This is a genomic window from Paenibacillus sp. UMB7766-LJ446, assembly GCF_030226665.1.
In the GTDB taxonomy this organism is placed as follows: Bacteria; Bacillota; Bacilli; order Paenibacillales; family Paenibacillaceae; genus Paenibacillus; species Paenibacillus vandeheii.
On sequence record NZ_JASOYM010000012.1, the window covers coordinates 168,488 to 188,262 of the forward strand.

Annotated in this window: 24 protein-coding genes; all 24 read right to left on the reverse strand. The window is 44.8% G+C overall.

Going from position 1 to position 19,775, the window contains the following annotated elements:
- Position 1: 1 nt before the first annotated feature.
- Positions 2–790 carry a flagellar biosynthetic protein FliR gene (fliR, locus tag QP794_RS25420; protein WP_024630227.1) on the reverse strand — a complete coding sequence of 263 codons (789 nt, stop codon included), beginning with the start codon at positions 788–790 and terminating at the stop codon, positions 2–4.
- A 10-nt stretch (positions 791–800) separates the two neighbouring features.
- The gene (fliQ, locus tag QP794_RS25425) at positions 801–1,070 is read right to left on the reverse strand and encodes a flagellar biosynthesis protein FliQ (RefSeq protein ID WP_024630226.1); all 270 of its coding nucleotides are present in this window, start codon (positions 1,068–1,070) and stop codon (positions 801–803) included.
- Positions 1,071–1,095: 25 nt separating this feature from the next.
- A complete protein-coding gene (fliP, locus tag QP794_RS25430) occupies positions 1,096–1,851 on the reverse strand; it encodes a flagellar type III secretion system pore protein FliP (protein WP_024630225.1) in 756 nt (251 codons plus the stop codon).
- Positions 1,848–2,384 (reverse strand): flagellar biosynthetic protein FliO, encoded by a 537-nt coding sequence (locus tag QP794_RS25435; protein ID WP_053783803.1) that lies wholly within the window; start codon positions 2,382–2,384, stop codon positions 1,848–1,850. The genes fliP and QP794_RS25435 overlap by 4 nt, the downstream gene beginning before the upstream one ends.
- A gap of 11 nt (positions 2,385–2,395) precedes the next feature.
- Positions 2,396–2,761, reverse strand: a complete 366-nt coding sequence (locus tag QP794_RS25440; RefSeq protein WP_017689175.1) for a response regulator — start codon at positions 2,759–2,761, stop codon at positions 2,396–2,398.
- Between the two features lie 28 nt (positions 2,762–2,789).
- Positions 2,790–4,052 carry a flagellar motor switch phosphatase FliY gene (gene fliY / locus QP794_RS25445; protein ID WP_285079529.1) on the reverse strand — a complete coding sequence of 421 codons (1,263 nt, stop codon included), beginning with the start codon at positions 4,050–4,052 and terminating at the stop codon, positions 2,790–2,792.
- Positions 4,042–5,040, reverse strand: a complete 999-nt coding sequence (fliM, locus tag QP794_RS25450; RefSeq protein WP_094936442.1) for a flagellar motor switch protein FliM — start codon at positions 5,038–5,040, stop codon at positions 4,042–4,044. The genes fliY and fliM overlap by 11 nt, the downstream gene beginning before the upstream one ends.
- 39 nt (positions 5,041–5,079) lie before the next feature.
- Positions 5,080–5,538, reverse strand: coding sequence for a flagellar basal body-associated FliL family protein (locus QP794_RS25455; RefSeq protein ID WP_079346966.1), 459 nt, complete (start codon positions 5,536–5,538; stop codon positions 5,080–5,082).
- A complete protein-coding gene (locus QP794_RS25460) occupies positions 5,538–5,759 on the reverse strand; it encodes a flagellar FlbD family protein (protein WP_076208897.1) in 222 nt (73 codons plus the stop codon). Before QP794_RS25460 ends, QP794_RS25455 begins: the two co-directional genes overlap by 1 nt.
- Positions 5,760–5,825: 66 nt before the next feature.
- The gene (gene flgG / locus QP794_RS25465) at positions 5,826–6,644 is read right to left on the reverse strand and encodes a flagellar basal body rod protein FlgG (protein WP_285079532.1); all 819 of its coding nucleotides are present in this window, start codon (positions 6,642–6,644) and stop codon (positions 5,826–5,828) included.
- An 81-nt stretch (positions 6,645–6,725) separates the two neighbouring features.
- Positions 6,726–7,109 carry a TIGR02530 family flagellar biosynthesis protein gene (locus tag QP794_RS25470; RefSeq protein WP_285079533.1) on the reverse strand — a complete coding sequence of 128 codons (384 nt, stop codon included), beginning with the start codon at positions 7,107–7,109 and terminating at the stop codon, positions 6,726–6,728.
- Entirely contained in the window at positions 7,106–7,651 is a 546-nt protein-coding gene (locus QP794_RS25475) for a flagellar hook capping FlgD N-terminal domain-containing protein (RefSeq protein WP_024630217.1), read from the reverse strand. The genes QP794_RS25470 and QP794_RS25475 overlap by 4 nt, the downstream gene beginning before the upstream one ends.
- A gap of 19 nt (positions 7,652–7,670) precedes the next feature.
- Positions 7,671–9,050: a flagellar hook-length control protein FliK gene (locus QP794_RS25480; RefSeq protein WP_285079535.1), complete on the reverse strand. Its 1,380-nt coding sequence runs from the start codon at positions 9,048–9,050 to the stop codon at positions 7,671–7,673.
- Positions 9,051–9,092: 42 nt separating this feature from the next.
- On the reverse strand, positions 9,093–10,031 hold the full coding sequence (locus QP794_RS25485) for a MotE family protein (protein WP_285079536.1): 939 nt from the start codon (positions 10,029–10,031) through the stop codon (positions 9,093–9,095).
- A 43-nt stretch (positions 10,032–10,074) separates the two neighbouring features.
- The gene (gene fliJ / locus QP794_RS25490; protein WP_024630214.1) at positions 10,075–10,527 is read right to left on the reverse strand and encodes a flagellar export protein FliJ; all 453 of its coding nucleotides are present in this window, start codon (positions 10,525–10,527) and stop codon (positions 10,075–10,077) included.
- A gap of 11 nt (positions 10,528–10,538) precedes the next feature.
- Positions 10,539–11,858: a flagellar protein export ATPase FliI gene (gene fliI, locus QP794_RS25495; protein WP_024630213.1), complete on the reverse strand. Its 1,320-nt coding sequence runs from the start codon at positions 11,856–11,858 to the stop codon at positions 10,539–10,541.
- Positions 11,845–12,705 carry a FliH/SctL family protein gene (locus QP794_RS25500; protein ID WP_285079538.1) on the reverse strand — a complete coding sequence of 287 codons (861 nt, stop codon included), beginning with the start codon at positions 12,703–12,705 and terminating at the stop codon, positions 11,845–11,847. Before QP794_RS25500 ends, fliI begins: the two co-directional genes overlap by 14 nt.
- Positions 12,698–13,714 (reverse strand): flagellar motor switch protein FliG, encoded by a 1,017-nt coding sequence (gene fliG / locus QP794_RS25505; RefSeq protein ID WP_053783792.1) that lies wholly within the window; start codon positions 13,712–13,714, stop codon positions 12,698–12,700. The genes QP794_RS25500 and fliG overlap by 8 nt, the downstream gene beginning before the upstream one ends.
- 11 nt (positions 13,715–13,725) lie before the next feature.
- Complete coding sequence (fliF, locus tag QP794_RS25510; protein ID WP_285079623.1) at positions 13,726–15,309, reverse strand: flagellar basal-body MS-ring/collar protein FliF; 1,584 nt, start codon at positions 15,307–15,309, stop codon at positions 13,726–13,728.
- Positions 15,310–15,447: 138 nt separating this feature from the next.
- Positions 15,448–15,759 carry a flagellar hook-basal body complex protein FliE gene (gene fliE / locus QP794_RS25515; protein WP_024630209.1) on the reverse strand — a complete coding sequence of 104 codons (312 nt, stop codon included), beginning with the start codon at positions 15,757–15,759 and terminating at the stop codon, positions 15,448–15,450.
- A gap of 63 nt (positions 15,760–15,822) precedes the next feature.
- On the reverse strand, positions 15,823–16,275 hold the full coding sequence (gene flgC, locus QP794_RS25520; RefSeq protein WP_285079540.1) for a flagellar basal body rod protein FlgC: 453 nt from the start codon (positions 16,273–16,275) through the stop codon (positions 15,823–15,825).
- A gap of 5 nt (positions 16,276–16,280) precedes the next feature.
- Positions 16,281–16,688, reverse strand: a complete 408-nt coding sequence (gene flgB / locus QP794_RS25525; protein WP_024630207.1) for a flagellar basal body rod protein FlgB — start codon at positions 16,686–16,688, stop codon at positions 16,281–16,283.
- 988 nt (positions 16,689–17,676) lie between these two features.
- Positions 17,677–19,077 (reverse strand): ATP-dependent protease ATPase subunit HslU, encoded by a 1,401-nt coding sequence (hslU, locus tag QP794_RS25530; protein ID WP_285079541.1) that lies wholly within the window; start codon positions 19,075–19,077, stop codon positions 17,677–17,679.
- Between the two features lie 136 nt (positions 19,078–19,213).
- Positions 19,214–19,756 (reverse strand): ATP-dependent protease subunit HslV, encoded by a 543-nt coding sequence (gene hslV / locus QP794_RS25535; protein ID WP_024630205.1) that lies wholly within the window; start codon positions 19,754–19,756, stop codon positions 19,214–19,216.
- Positions 19,757–19,775 lie beyond the last annotated feature (19 nt).

The window sequence follows — 19,775 nt, forward strand, 5'->3', positions numbered from 1 at the left end:
CTCAGCCCGGCCTTTGTCCAATGGTCCCAAGCAATTTTTCCATGGATCTGAACATTACTTCGAACAATTGACTAAACACAAAGGCAAAACTGGGAACCAGCAAAAGCAAAATAGCAAGCCCAACGAGTACCTTAAGCGGCATTCCGACGGCAAATACATTAAATTGAGGAGCCGTCTTTGCCAAGAATCCCAATCCTACATCCGTCAAAAACAGGGCAACAACAATCGGTGCAGACATCTGAAAAGCCAACATAAATGATTCACCTAATGTACGCACCAAAAATTCAGCAATACTTCCATCTGCCAATCTTATAAAGAATGCGTTCGACAACGGAATCCAGCGATAGCTGTATACAATGGCATCGAGCAGATAATGATGTCCGTTCATTGTCAGAAAGAGTAATATAGCAAAGGCATATTTGAAGTTACCTGTAAGCGGTGCAGAAGCACCAGTCATTGGATCAAATACGTTAGCCATACCAAAACCGATCTGAAGATCAATAAAAGTTCCTGCTGTCTGTATAGCCGTCATTAACAGATATGCAACAAAGCCTAGCAGCAAGCCAATCAATATCTCTCGGATGACCAGCAGGATATAACTCAGATCCGTAGGTACAACCTGGTCTATGCCGTATACCATATACACAGTTAAGGTTACAAATGCCGATAAACCAATTTTAATAGAATTCGGCACATTCCGAGCCGAGAAGACAGGTGCGGTTACAAAAAATGATGCTATTCGACAAAACATAAGCAGAGCGACAGGAAAACTTTGCAACAATGTCTCCATCTGCAACAGCCTACCCTATGTATCTGTATAAATTATCGAGAATGTTATACGTGAAATCGACCAGTATATTCAATATCCAAGGACCAAATAAAAGTACTGCCAGAAGTACGGCAATGATTTTAGGCACAAAGGCCAGTGTTTGCTCCTGAATTTGAGTTGTTGCCTGAAAGACACTGATAATGAGTCCTACAACCAGAGCTAGAATAAGCATGGGTGCGCTGGCCAGCAGTGAAGTATAGACTGCTTTCCCGGCCAGACCGATAATAAACTCCGAAGTCATGACCGTCCTCCTTTAATATTCCGGCTCAAGTGTTAAAACTCAGCAACAGTGACTTCACGACCAGATACCAGCCATCGACAAGCACAAATAGCAGTATTTTAAAAGGTAATGAGATCATGACAGGCGGAAGCATCATCATCCCCATAGCCATGAGCGTACTCGCCACTACAATGTCTATAACCAAGAATGGAATAAAGATCATGAATCCCATCTGGAATGCTGTCTTCAACTCACTGATTGCATATGCCGGTACCATCACAGTAATCGGAATATCCTGGTATGTGCTGGGCTTTTCGGTTTGATTGTACTTCATAAACAGCAATAGGTCTTTCTCCCTGGTGTGGGAGAACATAAACTTCTTCATGGGATCCGCAGCTTTTTCCAACGCCTCGGTTTGTGTGATGTCTCCCTTGAGATAGGGCTGAAGCGCTACCTGATTGATGGATGACAACGTCGGTGACATAATGAAAAGTGTCAGAAAAAGCGCCAAACCGACCAGCACCTGATTGGGTGGCATTTGCTGCGTACCCAAGGATGTCCGCACAAACCCGAGAACGATAACAATCCGGGTAAAACTGGTCATCAGTACTAGCAAAGCTGGTGCTATACTAAGTACCGTGATCAACAGGATAATGGAAAGTGAACTCGTGCTTGGTGTGCTCCCATCCCCGTTTCCAATTTGAATGTCAATATTCGGAATCGGTTCGGCAAAGGCAGCAGTGACGGAGGCCAGACTGAAGAGCCCTATGAATAAACACGCTAACCAAATCTTTTTCTTCATGAATCCCTCGACCGATCTGTAGTATTGTCTTCTTCCAGGACCTTCTCCATCTTCTCTTTACGGTTAGGCATCTGCCGAAGTTTAGATTCAAACAGTTCGTGAAAAGAGGTTGTATCCTCAAGTTCCATTTCCCGCGGCGGTTCATCTTTGCGCAAGCGGGCTGCCAGCTTTGCAATGAGAGGCGAGAGGCTTCCCTGTTGTGCTGAAGCATCCCGTTCAAATGAATCAATGATTCGCTGTGCCTCTTCAAGATCCGAAACCTTATCCACCAGCTGTATGTCATCACCCACACCGAGTAGATAAACGCTACCGCCAATTTCTATAATTTGCAGCGACTTGTTTGGTCCCAGTCCGACTCCACCCAAAATACGAATTGTGCCGTTCCGGAACCATCGCTGATTCCGTTTGTTTAGAAAACGAATCAGGTAGACTATAAGAACCAGAATGACGGCCAGGACAACAATCACCCATACAAGCTGAAAATAATAATTGACTCCCGCGCCTACATCATTTGGAATCTTATCCTGAGCCATCATCATGTCTCTTAAACGCCCAGCGTTTTGCTGATTGCTTCGATAACCCGGTCAGATTGGAACGGCTTCACGATGAAATCTTTGGCTCCGGCTTGAATTGCATCAATAACCATCGCTTGTTGACCCATTGCAGAGCACATAATCACTTTTGCGTTAGCGTCAATTTTTTTAATTTCTTTCAATGCTGCAATACCATCCATCTCAGGCATGGTAATATCCATGGTGATCAGATCAGGACGAAGCTCCTTAAACTTCTCAATTGCTTGTGATCCATCCTGTGCTTCGCCAACGACCTCGTATCCGTTTTTGGACAAAATGTCCCGGATCATCATTCTCATAAATGCAGCGTCGTCCACGACTAAAATTCGGTTTGCCATCTTGATTCAAGTCCTCCCTAAATTGTGCTTATTGTAATTTCTGAATTCGGTCCCATTGGCTTACGATATCTATAACACGGACACCAAAGTTTTCGTCGATGACGACAACCTCACCTTTGGCAATCAGCTTGTTATTCACCAAAATATCGACAGGTTCACCGGCCAGTTTGTCCAGCTCGACAATTGAACCTTGTGACAGTTCTAAAATATCCTTAATTTGCTTCTGGGTCCTTCCTAATTCTACGGTGACTTTAAGGGGAATGTCCATCAATAAATTCAAATTGTTTTCGTCTACCTGGCCGAACGCCCCATTTTGCAAATTGGCGAATTGAACCGGTTGTACGTTTACATTCCTGTTCGGTACACCGCCGTAATGCTGCGGTACACCATATGGTTGCTGCGGAGGCATGCTGTAAGGCTGCTGTGGCGGCATTCCTTGAGGCGCCCCCATCGGAGCCTGGCCATATCCATTATAATCCTGAACAGGCGGTTGTTGCGCCTGTGGCGGCATCTGTTGCTGAACTGGAGGTTGCTGAGGGGCAACAGGTGCTGCTGCTGGTGCTGGCTCAGGTGTCGACGCAACTGGTGCGCTGGCAGTAGACTCTTGCGCTCCTCCAATCAGCATCTCTACCATTTCTTTCGCAAAGTGCACCGGAAGCAGCTGCATGAGATTGGAATCGATCAGATCACCAATCAACAGACGGAAGGATACTTGGATCAACGTCTCATCTTCTGGAAGATTGCTGACTCCCTCACCACTTTCCATATTGAGAATATCGATTCCCGGAGGAGAAATATTCACGAAACGGTTAAAGATTGTGGACATGGATGTAGCAGACGAACCCATCATCTGATTCATTGCTTCCTGTACTGCACTGATATGGATTTCATTCAGTTCTTCATCGACCGGATTCCCTTCGCCACCAAGCATCAAATCGGCTATCACTTGCGCATCCCGTTTTTTGATGACCAGCGAGTTGATCCCTTCAAATCCATCTACATAGTTTACATGGACGGCAACGTGAGGCTTAGGGAACGCTTCATCAAACTGTGTCCGGCTAATGATGGACACCTTAGGTGTTGTAATATCTACTTTTAGGCCCAAAAGCGTGGACAAAGCTGTCGCTGCACTACCAAATGTAATGTTACCGATCTCTCCCAAGGCATCCTGTTCTAGCTCGGTCAAAAAATCATCAACTGTTTTCTCAGCCGGTTCCGAACTGTTCATCGATTCCGATTGTCTGAGCAAAGCATCGATTTCTTCTTGGGATAAATAATCCTTACTCGTCAAATTCTTCAACTCCTTCGGTGACAATCTTGTCTATTTGCACAGCCACACGATCCTTGATCGTTCCCGGGCTTCCCATATACTTCAGCCTGTCTCCAACTTTAATGGACAGTCCCTCATCAACGGATTTGTTCAATGTAATGACATCGCCAACAGACAGTCCCAGAAATTCAGCAATCGAAATTCTGGATTCTCCTAATTCCGCAACGACGGGCAATTTGGCTTTGTTCACACGCTCTTTGAGAGCATCATATTCTTCCGGAGCTCTCGTCTTTTTCTCCGAAACAAACCACTGATGAGTCGACAACCGGGACATAATAGGTTCAAGAACGACATGCGGGATACACAAATTGATCATACCTGTGGTGTCACCGATTTTGGTGCTCAGCGAGATCAGAGCAATGGTCTCATTGGGAGATACAATCTGCATAAATTGCGGATTGGTCTCCAGCGCTTCCATTCTTGGAGAAATATCCAACACGGTCTTCCAGGCTTCCTGCAAACTCTCAAACGCACGGCTGAAAATCCGCTCCATAATCGTCGTCTCAATTTCCGTCATCGATGCGATCTTTGTCGGTGCATTTCCTGTTCCGCCAAGCAGGCGATCCAGCATTGCATAACCCACGTTGGGATGAACCTCCATTACCATCCGTCCCTGTAATGGCTCCGCCTCAAATATGTTCAATATCGTCATCTTCGGAATAGAACGGATAAACTCGTCATAAGGCAACTGTTCAACCTGAACGACATTGATCTGAACGAACGTCCGCAGTTGGGCTGAAAAATAAGTGGTGAGAAAGCGTGCAAAATTTTCGTGAATACGGGTCAAGCTTCGAATATGATCTTTGGAAAAACGAACCGCCCGCTTAAAATCGTATGATCTAATTTTCTTTTGAGTTTCTTCCTTTTTCAATTCCTCAGCATCCATCTCACCAGAGGAAAGGGCAGCTAATAGGGCGTCAATCTCATTTTGTGATAATACATCCACCATGTTCTCACCCCCTTACAGATTTACAGCGTGTCCTGTTCATTATATTGGTGCTGTCAAAAAAGAAGAAAAACTAGTGCTGGTCAGCTTACCTTCCGGCAAAGCTTCATTAATAAGCTCGGTCAATTTTTTATTAAATTGAATGCGACCTTTCGCTGTAGCCAGTTCATCAGACTTGGTATCCGCAAACGTCTGGATGATAATAGGCTTCACCGTGATTTCCTTGATTTTCTCAAAATCTTCTTTGGCTTTTTTGTCGGATAATTTGAAAGAAAAACTTACAACGACAATATGGTCTATATCAGCCAAATTGGTTTTAATTTCTCCAAGCTCTGAGGAAACTTCGACAATCTCATCCGCAGTCATCTTCTTCTCTGCAGCAGCTGCCGTATGTGTATCAAGCTTATTCCCGTTCTGTCCCTGCATAAATACAAACACAACCACCACAATGAGTGTTATAGCTAGCAAGCTCGTTGCAAGCCAAGGCAACATCTTTTTCATCAGGACTCCTCCGTTTGCTGCACTTTGATAGTGGCTGCCTGAACCCCGATTTCACGGTTGTAATCTTTAATTTTGGAAATGACATCATCGGCCTTTTCAAGCACAATAAGTCGCTTTCCGGTTACCAGAGTAATATACGTGTCTGGTGTCTCTTCCACAATTTCAACCATCAGCGCATTTAACCACATGGGAGAACCATTTAACCGCGTAACCGAAATCATGCTAAGCCCCCTCGATCAGAGTGGAGGAGCAAGCTCCCCCACGCATTAAAAATTACTAATCAGTTATTAACGTTTCAGGTTAACAACTTCCTGAAGCACTTCATCCGACGTTGTAATAATCCGTGAGTTCGCCTGGAATCCACGCTGAGCCACGATCATCTCTGTAAATTCTCCAGTCAGATCCACGTTGGACATTTCCAATTGGCCTGCAATAATTGAGCCTGTTCCATCTTCTGCGCTATTGGCAGTCAAAGGTTCAAGTGCACCATCTGGATTGGCATTTGCAGTCATGCGATAGAGGTTGCCCCCGATTTTTTCAAGTCCTTCCGGATTAACAACTTTACCGATCCCAATCTGTGCACCTGGCTCGATAGTTCCATCAGCCATGGTTTGGTTGATCGTTCCGTCCTGACCAATCGTAAATGAAACAACATCATCAGGAATGGTAATGTTACCACCACCACTGTCCATTACAAAGAGACCGTCTGAAGTCACCAAGTTGCGTGCCGCATCAACGTGGAAATCACCGGCCCGAGTAAGGTAGGGAACTTCCTGATCTTCGCTCAAACGTACCAGGAAAAAGCCATCTCCATTAATACGCAAATCTGTTGGATTGTTTGTAGTCATCGGACTTCCTGCAAGATGCAAAGTGTCAATAGACCCTACAGATACACCCAAACCGATTTGCTTCGCATTCACACCACCGGATGGAGTATCAGTCGGTGCAGTCACCCCTGCAGTGGTTTGGCTCATAATATCTTTGAACATGACACGACTACCTTTAAAACCAACCGTATTTACGTTCGCAATATTATTACCAATTACATCCAATTTCGTTTGAAAACCCCGCATCCCGGAAACGCCTGAGTACATTGATTTCAACATTTTTAAAAATCCTCCCAGCCTTAATTTGGTTACCGCGTCAGTCGGTCAGCGGCATTCCGGCTCCCGAGAAGGGCCAGCCGGTCAAGAAATAATTACAGCACTGTCAATCTGGGTGAATACATTATCCTTCATACTTTCACTATCCATGGCTGTAACGACAGTGCGATTTTTGACATTAACGATAAAAGCCATATCATTCATCAGAATCAAGGATTCCTTGGCTCCTTTGGCAGCAGCCTTATCCAGGGCAGTGCCAATCTGTTGCATCTGCTCAGTCTTGAGCTCAATACCACGCTGTTCCAACCTTTTGGCAGCATGATTACTCAATTTCAGAAGATTGTCTTCCAAGACCTGTGCAAAAGGGCGTTCAGGTCCATTGGACGCTTCTCCCGATTTGGAGCGATTAAGCAAATTAGGTGTAATTGGGCCTGTGTAGAGTTGACCTACTGTTATCCGATCACTCATAACGTGTTTCCATTGTCTTCAGGCTGCGCTGATGCTTCTGGTTCCTTACTTTCGGTCGTTTCAGCTGAATCTGCAGCGTTCTGGACCGGAGTTTCATTTTCCTCAGCCTGTGTTGGATTGGTTACCTGAATAATTTCATCCAGCTTGATTTCGTCATTGCCCACTTTTGCGTACTGAACACCATCTCGTACGATGATGGAATCCACAATGCCTTGACGCAGGGTTCCGTTATCCTCTTTATTAGAAGAAAGCCAACTGATCTCGCGGCCAATCATGCCAGACACTGTCCCAAGAGACTGATTTAAAGTCTTAAGCTGAGATGAGATATTCACCAGTTGTTCTACCGAACTGAACTGAGCCATCTGAGCAATAAACTCCTTATCCTCCATCGGCTGCATCGGATCCTGATTCTGCAGCTGGGTAATCAAAATTTTGAGAAACTGATCCTTACCTAATTCCTTTGTTGCAGCGCTTGTTGTAGCTTTATTCGCTGCCGAATAGTTAGGCCACGTATTATTAGTAGAAATCGCTTCATTAGCCATCTTTTCACCTCATTTCTGATTAAGCCTCTGCTGTAAACGTGTCTCTTCGCTGGTCATTACCTTCTTCATGCTCACTGCGCCAGTTCCGTAATTCTTCCTGGAGAGTTGCTGTAGTTACAGCATCATCCGATTGTTCTTCACGTTCACGTGAGCGGCGTTGCTGCTGAGAATTGCTTCCTGGCTGGCGACCACCATCCTGATACATCTGTGAACCAAGTGAACTGTTCTGAGTAACCTCAAGTCGTTCCACTTGAATGCCTTGAGCTTGAAGCGAGCTGCGCAGCTGCATCATTTGCTGTTCCAGCATGTCTTTGGCCATCGTATGCTCGGTCATAAAACGTGCAACCAATTGTCCATTTTGCAAAGTAATCTGTACATCCAGCTTACCCAGATGCTCTGGACGGAGTGAGATCGTCGCCTCCGAGAATCCCTTTTGCTGCACAATATCCAACTTATTCACAACAAACTGTGTCATCTCTTTTGCAAACTGGGATGCTTGCATGACAGGCTCAGCCGGTTTACCTGCTGATGTACCTGATGAACGTAAGGACAACTCTCCTGCGGTGATGATACTGGAATGATCCACTTCTCCAACTTCATTTGTAGCAGGTGTTGAATCCGTTTCAACTGTAACTTTAGTTCCAGCATTTGAAACTGCCGCAACAAGAACTTGCGGTACCACAGAATCTTGCTTGGACGTTTGAACGGGATTGGTTGGAGCCACTTGCACCGCCTGATCCTTAGCGACAACTAATGTATCCAGAATGGATTTAAGTTCAGTCCACCCTTTGTTAAGACTAGTGTCAACGCCAGCATCTTGCAGCTGACTTTGAAGAGATTGAAGCAGGTGCTTGAACTCTGGAGCATTCTTGGCAACTGTACTATCCGGCTCGGTCATTCCAGAAATCAGCTGTGTAAGCACATCCTGTAATACAAAGCGCACTGCTGCGGGATGCTCGGCCAAATCAATTGCTGATGCTGCACTTCCCGCTTCAGTTGCAGGCTCGTCAGAACCTTCAGCTTGAGTATCTGAAGCAGCGTTTAATTGAGCATACATCTGCTGAATCAAACTTTGTAAATCCCCTAGTAGCGACGGATCATTTTCCAAAGCTTCATCTAGCGAATCCAAATCTGCAAATAACGAGCTCAAGATATCTGTAATCGATGTTGGTTCTTCGTCCTCACTAGTTGCAAAGGTAAACATTAGCGGATTCGCTGTTAAACTCCCTGCTGCTGCTGAACTGTTCTCCGCCGTTGCCCCACCGCTTAATGATTGGGCAAGAGTTTGCAGAAAATCACCGCTTCCAGCAGTTGCACCTTTGGATGCAGTTCCGGCAGTCTGAGCTGCTCCTGTTGTCTTGGCGGATGATGTGGATGTCATTTGATATACAATCGACATTTGTTTTCACCTCCTCTCCGTAGTAAACAGACGCTACTAATCTTACTTGTTACCCATTAATTTATTTAAAATTTTTGCAGTTTCAACCGAGTTTTCAGTCGACATATTTTCAAGTAATTGAGAACGCGTTGCATCGTCAACAGAATTCAAAATGGTCAAGGTTTTATCCGGACTCAGCTTGTATGTTTCGAGCAACAGCTTCGCTCCACTAGAGGCCGACATCGAAGCAAACGTTTGACTAAGCTGATTTTTATCCAAATTTTTGGAATTAGTCGTAGACGCCGTAGATGTCGTTGCAGTCTCTTTCTTTAAGCGGGATTGCAGTGCATCCAGGGCAAGATCACCGGATGGTTTCGCATCCTTCATCATCATCGTGACATCAGCCGCTGTTTTGGGGTCCATTTTCTCCAGTACCTTAGTCCGTGCAGCCGATTGCATCGCACTCAGAAGCAAGACCATCTCTTCATTCGTCATATTTTGCAAAATCGGCGCGGCTTTACTCGGACTCATGTCCGCATACATCTTAGCTAAATCTTTGATCTGTTTCTGATAATCGGACTCCGTCTCCGGCGTTGTTGTCGCAGCGGTTTCAACAGCTTTTTCCGCATCATCCAATTTCTTTTGCAAATCAGTTGCTTTTTTGGCCTCAGTCGTTGTGGCTTCCTGTGCTGCCTTGAGCTCATTTTCTTTTGCATTTACCTGTGCCTTCAGCTTTTCTATTGTCGCTTCTGCACTTTCGACCTGCTGTTCGCTCTTCTCCAGTTTCTTTTTCTCCGGATCTAGCACAGGATCAGGTACCCAGTCTTTCACGACAGGAATTTTGTTAGCAACTTCAAGCAAGTTGTTGCGAATATCTACATTAAATAGAGTGAGCAAAACACCCAACAAAACCACAGTGAACACAATTGGGATTGAAATCATCAAGAACTTTTCCCAACCGCCGCTCGACTCTTTTTCCATATCTGTGTCTTTAACAGCCATTGTTCATTCCTCCTTCACGAGACAACTTCGCATCCGGCCCACATTAATTCGCGCGTCCGGCTTTGGCAGCGAAGCGTACAGTAGCCATCTCGTCCAGATCGTTCTGTTCCCGGAGGAGCATCTCCTGCTGAAATTTGATTTTGGCCTTGTCTCTCGCCCCAAGCCATACTTTTTCGTCCATCATTCTGCCGTTCAGAAACGTCTGATTCCGTTGCACATTGACCTGAGCATGTCTGACATCACTACTTTTACGTGAAATGCACTCGTCAAGGTGATGGACATACCGCTGCATTTCCTGCAGGCTGGATACGGAAGCCGAACTTTCCGTAGCGGATTGAATGACATCAATCATTTCCCTTTTATCATTCATTAGTTGTAAAAGATGCTCTTCCTCTGTCTGAAGTTTCCCGATCGCTGTGGATAACATCCACTCCGCTTGCGTTTTTTCATTGCTTTTCAGGTCAACAACCTTCTGGAAATGATATCGAAATTTCATCGTTTACCCATTCATCTCCTTGCAAATTCAAGAATCAAACGTTCCTGTACTTCACTCAGCGTTACTTTTTCATCGACTTTCTGCCTTGTAAAATTCCAGATGCTATCAATCTGGTCTATCGATTCATCGATGGCTGCATTAGAACCTCTTTGATAAGCACCAATGTTGATTAAATCCTCTGATTCTTTGTATACCGCCATGAGTCTCTTCATATTATTAACGGCTTCCAGCTGTTCTTCAGGAGCAATATCCTTCATAACACGGCTAATACTCGCAAGAACATCAATGGCAGGGAAATGACCTTTATTTGCAATGGACCGATTCAGTACAATATGACCATCCAATATACCTCTCACCGCATCCGCGATCGGTTCGTTCATATCATCCCCGTCGACAAGAACGGTGTAAAAAGCTGTAATTGAACCTGTAGGCCCAGTCCCCGCTCGCTCAAGCAGCTTGGGTAAACTCGCAAAAACAGAAGGAGTATATCCTCTCATCGCAGGAGGTTCTCCCACGGCAAGTCCCACTTCCCTCTGTGCCATGGCATAACGTGTGACGGAATCCATCATTAACATGACATTCATGCCCCTGTCTCTGAAATACTCCGCAATCGTAGTTGCGATGACTGCACCTTTGATTCGAATCAGAGCAGGTTGATCGGAGGTAGCGACAATAACGACGGATCTTTCCAGTCCTTCCGGACCCAAATCCCGTTCAATAAAGTCGCGTACCTCCCGGCCCCGCTCACCCACCAAAGCAATGACATTGACGTCTGCTGCTGTATTACGTGCGATCATGCCCATCAACGTACTTTTACCAACACCTGACCCGGCAAATATGCCGACCCTCTGCCCTTTGCCAACCGTCAGCAGCCCGTCAATGGCTCTCACACCAACACTCATCGTTTCGAGCACCCGTGGACGATCCATCGGATTCACTGGCGTATTGGATGTGGAGTACATCGGCATTCTGGAAGGTAGTAATGATCCGTCTAAAGGTTGTCCCAATCCATCTAACACCTTACCGAGCAATTCTGATCCAACCTGAACCCCAAGTGGTTTACCTGTTCCAACCACATCACATCCAGGACCAATGGATTGAAGTTCACCGAGTGGCATGAGCAGCACTTTGTTATCCCGAAACCCGACTACCTCTGCCTGAAGAGGCTTGGCAGATTTCCCCGGGTAGATGTAACATACATCTCCGATGCTAGCATCCGGACCTTCAGACTCAACCATAAGACCAATGACTTGAGTGACCTTACCGTTAATGCGAACAGGATCAAATTGCTTAAGATGATCCATATATCGCTGTGAGCTAAGAATCTTCATGTTGATTTTTTCGCCCCTCATCCTCAAGTGCTATGCGGATCAGTTCTTTTTTAATTTCAGCGAGCTGGGTATCTATTCTGGCATCTACGCTGCCAAACGATGATCGTATAACACATCCCTTGTCTTTTACCGTCGCATCAGGCAAAATCTGCAGTTCTGCCTGGGAGTCAATGGCCAGAGCCAACTCTTCACGTGCGGCTTGCACAAAAGAAAATTGATCAGGTGCCACACATAAGGTGATCATCCCCTGTTCACGTTTGCGAGACAAACTCTGACGAATCAGCTCAAGCGTGTGTTCTGGTTCAACCGAGAGTTGCTTGTCAATGACCTTCTCAGCGATACCACAGGCGAGATCCACAAGGAAAGGCTCTGCCTCCTGAATGATCTGATCTTTGGCAACGTATGCTTCTTCAAGCACCCCACGGGCTTCCTTCATCATCTCTTCGATCTGCACCTGGAGATCCAGTTCAGCCTGCACTTTGCCTTCTTCAAAACCCTGCTGAAAACCTTGTGAACGAAGTGCTTCAGTCAGATGTTCATCCTGCTGACGCTGCTCCTGCCACCAGCTATCAATCTGTTCACGGGCTTCTTGAAGCAATCGCTCCGCTTCCTCTGAAGCTTCGCGTACCTGCTTTTCTGCAAACTCCTTGGCATCCTCCAGCATCTCCGCGGTAAGACGTTGTGTTTCTTCGTCCACGCGTGCCTGCAGCATCTCAGCTTCGGAACCTTCAGCACGTTCACCGTTTAATTCCGATTCAGACTCTGATCCACCATAATGATGATGATTTTCGAGTCGTTTGCGGTCATCGACCGGTACATACTGGAAAGATTTAATCAAATTAGACAATGATATCATCTCCTCCACCGCGAGCGATAATGATCTCACCAGCTTCTTCCAATCTACGGATCGTTCCTACGATACGAGTTTGAGCTTCCTCAACATCACGCAGCCGAACGGGCCCCATGAATTCCATTTCTTCCTTGAATGTCTCGGACATCCGTTTCGACATATTCCGGAAAACAGCATCCCGTACTTCTTCGCTTGCCACTTTGAGTGCCAGCTGTAAATCTGCGTTGTCGATATCCCGGATAATACGCTGAATCGATCGATCGTCCACATTGACGATATCTTCAAATACAAACATGCGTTTTTTGATTTCTTCTGCAAGTTCCGGATCTTGAATTTCCAACGAATCGAGGATGGTACGTTCCGTACCACGGTCGACGCCATTCAAGATCTGAACAATGGACTCGATACCACCCGCATTTGTATAATCCTGCGTAACAGTAGAAGATAATTTCTGTTCGAGCACCCGCTCCACTTGAGAAATGACCTCTGGAGAAGTACTGTCCATAACAGCAACTCTGCGAGCTACATCGGCCTGCTTCTCTTGTGGTAACGAGGACAAGATCGCTGCTGCCTGCTCAAATTGCAGATATGATAATACCAGAGCAATCGTTTGCGGGCTTTCGTTCTGAATAAAGTTCAATATTTGATTCGGATCCGCCTTACGCGCAAAGTCAAATGGTCTAACTTGCAGCGTAGCCGTCAAACGGTTAATAACTTCAAGTGCTTTTTGCGATCCGAGTGCTTTCTCCAGAATTTCTCTCGCGTATGTAATACCGCCTTGAGAGATATATTCTTGTGCGAGACAGATCTGGTGAAACTCAGACATAATCATATCTTTTTCGGAAGCATCCACTTTGCGAACATTGGCAATTTCCAACGTCAGTTGCTCGATCTCCTCATCACGCAAATGTTTGAAGATTTGAGCGGATACTTCCGGACCTAATGTAATCAACAAAATCGCTGCTTTCTGTCTTCCAGTCAGACCTTGACTGCTTGCCTTCGCCAATGCGTTCACCTCTATTCGTCAGCCAGCCACGTACGCAGCAGATTGACGAATTCGTCTGGCTTTTTCTTGGCCAAACTCTCCAATTGTTTGCGCACTTGACTTTCGTTCGTTACACTGTCCAACGTAATGGACGGAAACTCTGTTGCTACCGGAAGAGGAATTTCCTCTTCTTCTATTTCGTTTTGTTTGCGACGACGGCGTACTAACAAAATTACAACCGCTGCAATCAATGCTGCCACCAGTGCTCCTATGCCCCACATCATTCCGGTGGAAAGCTGGAAACCTGTATTTGCTGCCGCAGCAGTCTGGAAGCCCTGTGATAATACAGAAACTTTTTTGGTCAAATCAGCGTCACTTATTACAGTGCCAGAGTCGGCCAACGAAGCCCGAACGATATTAACCAGTATATTCTCAATAGCATCCTTGACCGGTTGTGCCAATTCGGTTTGTCCTTCAGGTGGTTCAACCGCGACATTAATGGTTAAGTCTTTTACAGTATATGGACTGGATATAATATCCTTAGCGATTCGATTAACCTCATAATTGATGGTGCTTGATGATTCTTCCGAGTTCGCATTGCCTGATGTATCCGAGGATGGATAACCCGGAACATCCTGTTGGCCGGTACCCGCTACACCGCCTGTTGGATTACTGGCCCCCGTGTAACTCTTTTGAATCTCCTGTACACTGATTTCGATGCCTTTCATATTGTCTACATCGACCGGTGTAACCAGATTTTCTTTCCGAGTTTCTTTATCAAAGTTCAGCTTGGAAGCCACAAGAACGTTGACTTTATCCTCGCCTACAATCTGGGAAAGAAATTGTTTCACGTTATTCCGAACATCATTTTCAAATTTTTTCTGCAAAGCCATGTTTTCCTGGACTTCAGAAGACAATCCCCCGCTACCGCCTCGGGCCGTCGGAATCAGTTCCGCTTCATCCGTGTTGGTAATCGTTATGTTTTCAATAGGTAGATTAGGAATGGCTGTCTTAACCAAATTAAAATATCCATCTACCGCAGCCTGATTAGGGTGATAACCCGGTTTAAATTGCAGGGCCACCGATGCGGATGCTTTATCCTGTTCTTCTAGGCCAGCAAAGATATTATCTTTTGGCATATTGACAAGCACTTTAGCATCCTGTATGCCTTGCATTCGTTGAAGCAACTGCTCTACTTCTCCGTTCAATGCATTGTTGTACTTTACATCAAACTCTTTATCCGTCATCCCGATTGGAGATGATGACTCCTCGAATGACTTATATCCTAATGAACCATTCTGAATAATTCCTTGTGATCCGATATTTACTTTTGCAATAGCAACATCCGTGCTCGGTACAGATATGGTCTTGCCGTCTGCACTTAATTTGTAAGGAATACTGGATGAATCAAGATAACTAATGACGCCTGCCGAGTCGCTTGCATTCAAATCCGTGAAAGCAACTTCATATTCCGTCTTTGACAATTGCATGGTTAGTACAACTGCAGCCAAAATTAAAAACAGAAAGGTGGAAATAAATAATACTTTTTGCTTTTTGCTAAAACTATTCCAATACTGGGATGCCTTTTCCCTGTACTGGGCAATTCTCTCATTCACTCTGTCACCCCATCCGAAACTTTGCTTGGTCTGTCCTTCCGCCATCTCTATCGATTCTAAAGATTAACGGTCAGGAGCAGCATCGCAGCTGCTTGTTGTAGTAATCAGCGCTGTTGTCGAAGCGCATGTAAAACCAATTTACAATTGCGTACGCATAATCTCCTGATATGCTTCGACTACTTTGTTTCGGACTTGAGTCGTAAGTTGCAGACTCAACAGGGCCTGTTCGGAAGCGATCATCACCTGATCAACATTCACTTTTCCAACCAGGAATTGGTTTGACATTTCATGTGCTTGGGTCTCCTGTGCAGCTACAGACCCTAGCGCATCCTGTAGGTATGTACCGAAGCTCTGAATGGTTTCGGCTGGTGTAGATGGTTTGCTTTGTGCCGTACTTTGCATCTGAAGCGGTTGAATCCCCTGTGTGCTGAACATGTTGTTCTGAATCATTAATGTCCCTCCCTTTCATATCTGTTCTTTGGTTTTAGTAATTTTCCACCTTTAAGCCGTTAATTAAGATCTTCCGATTTCCAATGCCTTGGATATCATTGCTTTGGTTGAGTTCAAAGCTGTGACGTTTGCTTCATATGAGCGTGAAGCCGAGATCATGTCCACCATTTCTTTCGCAATATCCACGTTAGGCATGTACACATACCCTTCAGCGTTCGCATCCGGATGTGAAGGGTCATAAACCGGCTTCAGAGGCGACTGATCTTCACGAATCTCTGATACTCGAACTCCCTCTCCAGACCCACTACTTTTCATCTGATTTTGAAGCAAACTGTTGAAGGAAGTTTTATTGGGCTCAAGCACAACCATCTTACGCTTGTAAGGGACCGCCTCACCGTTAGTTACACTCGCGCGCGTCGTCTCCGCATTGGCGATGTTGGAAGATATAACGTCCATCCGCAAACGCTGAGCCGTCAGAGCCGATGCACTGATACTAAAACTGTTACTGATGTTCACCTAAGTTATCTCCCTTCGACTCCAACACGCATCATTTTGATTTGTTCATTCACTTGCTGAATATAAGCGTTGTAACGCAACTGGTTCTCCGCCAGAAGACTCATTTCTTTGTCTACATCGACGTTGTTCTGGTTGTTATTCATGGAAGTTGACTGGTCCATATTAACTACTGGTGTAGGTACGGAAGAGGAAGGACCTATGACAAAATGCCTTGAATCCGTTACTTTTCCTTTAAGTACAGGCATATCTCCATTCATTTGTTCCTGCAGCATTTCTTCAAAAGCAACGTCGGAACGCTTGAAATACGGGGTGTCCGCATTCGCAATGTTGTCAGCAATTGTTCGTTGTCTAATGTTGGAGGCATCGAGTGCACCTTGTAACCTTTGAAAACTAATATCATTCAAAAGATTCATAATCGCCCTCCTCTCTTTAGAAATTATGGAAATAGATTCAATCTTTTTCCGTCAGGACACTTATGTTTTTTCGACAAAAAACATTCGCTTTTACACGGTTTTCTAGGACTTAAGTAGAATTAACTCTGATGTTGTCGTATAACATAAGTTTCTTCGAGATTGGGATATATTACAATAAGAAAAAAGCCCTATCTTTTCTGAAAGACAGAGCTTTTTGTGTATTTTCTGCAAATTATGAATTTTTTCGTAAATGTCGGGGCCCAAAACAAAAATAAGCTTAAGCACTCTTTATGAGCTCTTAAACATTCTTAAAATTTATACTATGCTTCTGTACGATTGAGCACATCATATTAATACAAACCTGAAATCCATGGAGGTACTTCAATCTGTTTTCTGTTAGAAATATTTACCGATATAATAAGCTTTCTTATCAATTCAACGATACTCTAAGATCTTCAATGAAATAGATAATTGACAAAATATCCATAGTAGATTATCTGATTTCACTGAATTCCCCCAACACTTTTTTAACATTTAGCCTTGGTATGCAGATTTTAATGAACCGATAAAATTTAGTCACATCTGCAATGCAATTAATTTCGCTTTTTGCGCATTTATGCAAACTTTTCTAACAGCTCTAATTAAACCGATCACCAGACTTGGAAAAAACAAATCCTTTTATTGGAATTTATAGCATTATTGAATATGTGCTGTAAGCACGTCTTTAGGGTTTAAATACATATCTCTGCGGCACAAGTCCTAGATTGTCTTTCGTCTTATAGAACTCCAACTCTATTATCGGTTACAATACTGCATTATATTAGGCTAAAACAAAAATAAACGGCATACAGATGGATTGAATAAAGTCTACGATAGTCAGGACCAGGACCGAATATCCTGTTTCCGTGTAGTCGTTTACTCTTTAATCATCCATAGTATACCGTTATCCATACTTCAATCACGCTCTGAACTGAGCAATACACCTATGTTATAAGATATATTGGCTTAAATCACGATCCAGTGCAATGTCATTCAATTTTTCACGTACATATTCCGGAGTGATTACCATACGCTCCAGCGTAAGTTCTGGTGCTTCAAAAGACAGATCCTCAAGAAGTTTCTCCAAAATAGTATGCAGACGTCTTGCACCAATGTTTTCGGTATTTTGATTCACGGACTCAGCTAGCTTGGCAATCTCACGAATCGCATCATCCGAGAACTCAATTTCAATATTCTCCGTACGCAGCAAATCCACATACTGCTTGGTTAATGCATTTTTAGGTTCCGTGAGGATCGATACAAATTCATCAAGTGTCAGGCTGTTCAGTTCTACGCGGATTGGGAAACGCCCCTGAAGCTCTGGAATGAGATCCGAGGGTTTTGCCACATGAAATGCACCGGCTGCCATAAACAGGATATAGTCCGTTTTGACAGGGCCGTATTTGGTCATTACCGTAGATCCTTCCACGATAGGCAGAATATCACGCTGCACACCTTCACGGGATACATCGGGGCCGCTACCGCGCCCTTGACTGGCCACTTTATCAATTTCGTCAATGAATATGATACCTGTCTGTTCCGCCCGCCGGATGGACTCCTGAGTAACATCATCCATATCGATCAACTTGCCCGCTTCTTCCTGGATCAGCACTTTGCGAGCTTCTTTAATCGCCAGTTTACGTTTTTTGGTACGACGAGGCAATAAACTGCCAAACATCTCCTGCATGTTCATCCCCATCTGATCATTTCCTTGACCAGCGAACATGTCCATCATGTTAGGTGCGGCATCTTCCACATCAATTTCGATAACGTCATCCTCCAGTTTCCCAGATAACAAATCGAATTTGATTTTACGGCGCCGCTCGGCTACTCCCGTATCGGGTTCTTGTTCATCAGCTTCTGGCGTGTTATTGCCATTGTTGCCAAATATCATTTCGAACGGGTTGCGCTGATTTTTGGATTTGGATTGCGAAGGTGCCAAAATATGTACAATCCGCTCATTGGCAGCTTCTTCAGCTTTATCCTTCACTTTTTCTGTACGTTCCAGCTTGACCATCCGCAAGGATGTTTCAATCAGATCACGTACCATCGATTCCACATCACGGCCAACATAACCTACTTCCGTGAACTTCGTTGCTTCCACTTTTACGAATGGAGCTCCTACCAGCTTAGCCAGTCGGCGTGCAATCTCCGTTTTACCGACACCGGTAGGTCCAATCATCAGGATATTTTTAGGCACAATATCATCCTGGGTATGCTCAGGCAAGAGGCTGCGACGATAACGATTGCGAAGGGCGACCGCTACCGATTTTTTAGCCTGTTTTTGACCTACAATGTACTTGTCAAGCTCTGCAACGATTTGTCTGGGTGTTAACGCTTGAGTATGCATATAGCTTCCCTCCTATCAGTATGCGAACCTTGTATATGAGATGACTTTATAAAATGACCTATAAGGACAAAGAATCTCCACGAAGTAACTGAAGCCGATTTAATCATCATGCTCCATCACGGGAGATTGCTTTTCCTTACAACTCTTCAACAATAATATTATTGTTGGTATATACACATAACTCTGAAGCAATCTGGAGTGATTCACGAGCAATGTCTTTTGCTTCCAAATCCACCGCATGACGTTTTAACGCACGCGCAGCAGATAAGGCAAAGTTTCCTCCCGAGCCGATGGCAATAACATCATCATCCGGCTCGATAATTTCGCCCCCGCCAGAAATCAGCAGCATACCCGTTTTATCCATAACAATCAGGAGTGCCTCCAGTTTGCGCAAAATCCGATCCTGGCGCCAATCCTTGGCAAGCTCTACCGCCGCACGCTGCAAGTTACCATGGTGCTCCTCCAGCTTGCCTTCGAATTTCTCAAACAAAGTAATGGCATCCGCTACGGAACCGGCAAAACCCGCCACAACCTGACCACGATACAAACGTCTTACCTTTTTGGCTGTATTTTTCATCACAACACTTTGCCCCATGGTCACCTGACCATCACCGGCAATCGCTGCTTTGCCATTATGACGAACTGCACAGATCGTTGTAGCATGAAATGACATATCCATGATATCAGCCTCCTCCCAC

Excerpts from the sequence above, each read along its gene's own strand:
- fliR (WP_024630227.1), bottom strand. The coding sequence starts at position 790 with ATGGAGACATTGTTGCAAAGTTTTCCTGTCGCTCTGCTTATGTTTTGT.
- fliQ (WP_024630226.1), bottom strand. The coding sequence starts at position 1,070 with ATGACTTCGGAGTTTATTATCGGTCTGGCCGGGAAAGCAGTCTATACT.
- fliP (WP_024630225.1), bottom strand. The coding sequence starts at position 1,851 with ATGAAGAAAAAGATTTGGTTAGCGTGTTTATTCATAGGGCTCTTCAGT.
- QP794_RS25435 (WP_053783803.1), bottom strand. The coding sequence starts at position 2,384 with ATGGCTCAGGATAAGATTCCAAATGATGTAGGCGCGGGAGTCAATTAT.
- QP794_RS25440 (WP_017689175.1), bottom strand. The coding sequence starts at position 2,761 with ATGGCAAACCGAATTTTAGTCGTGGACGACGCTGCATTTATGAGAATG.
- fliM (WP_094936442.1), bottom strand. The coding sequence starts at position 5,040 with ATGGTGGATGTATTATCACAAAATGAGATTGACGCCCTATTAGCTGCC.
- QP794_RS25455 (WP_079346966.1), bottom strand. The coding sequence starts at position 5,538 with ATGAAAAAGATGTTGCCTTGGCTTGCAACGAGCTTGCTAGCTATAACA.
- QP794_RS25460 (WP_076208897.1), bottom strand. The coding sequence starts at position 5,759 with ATGATTTCGGTTACGCGGTTAAATGGTTCTCCCATGTGGTTAAATGCG.
- flgG (WP_285079532.1), bottom strand. The coding sequence starts at position 6,644 with ATGTTGAAATCAATGTACTCAGGCGTTTCCGGGATGCGGGGTTTTCAA.
- QP794_RS25470 (WP_285079533.1), bottom strand. The coding sequence starts at position 7,109 with ATGAGTGATCGGATAACAGTAGGTCAACTCTACACAGGCCCAATTACA.
- QP794_RS25475 (WP_024630217.1), bottom strand. The coding sequence starts at position 7,651 with ATGGCTAATGAAGCGATTTCTACTAATAATACGTGGCCTAACTATTCG.
- QP794_RS25480 (WP_285079535.1), bottom strand. The coding sequence starts at position 9,050 with ATGTCGATTGTATATCAAATGACATCCACATCATCCGCCAAGACAACA.
- QP794_RS25485 (WP_285079536.1), bottom strand. The coding sequence starts at position 10,031 with ATGGCTGTTAAAGACACAGATATGGAAAAAGAGTCGAGCGGCGGTTGG.
- fliJ (WP_024630214.1), bottom strand. The coding sequence starts at position 10,527 with ATGAAATTTCGATATCATTTCCAGAAGGTTGTTGACCTGAAAAGCAAT.
- fliI (WP_024630213.1), bottom strand. The coding sequence starts at position 11,858 with ATGAAGATTCTTAGCTCACAGCGATATATGGATCATCTTAAGCAATTT.
- fliE (WP_024630209.1), bottom strand. The coding sequence starts at position 15,759 with ATGATTCAGAACAACATGTTCAGCACACAGGGGATTCAACCGCTTCAG.
- flgB (WP_024630207.1), bottom strand. The coding sequence starts at position 16,688 with ATGAATCTTTTGAATGATATTAGTTTTCAAAGGTTACAAGGTGCACTC.
- hslU (WP_285079541.1), bottom strand. The coding sequence starts at position 19,077 with ATGCATACTCAAGCGTTAACACCCAGACAAATCGTTGCAGAGCTTGAC.
- hslV (WP_024630205.1), bottom strand. The coding sequence starts at position 19,756 with ATGGATATGTCATTTCATGCTACAACGATCTGTGCAGTTCGTCATAAT.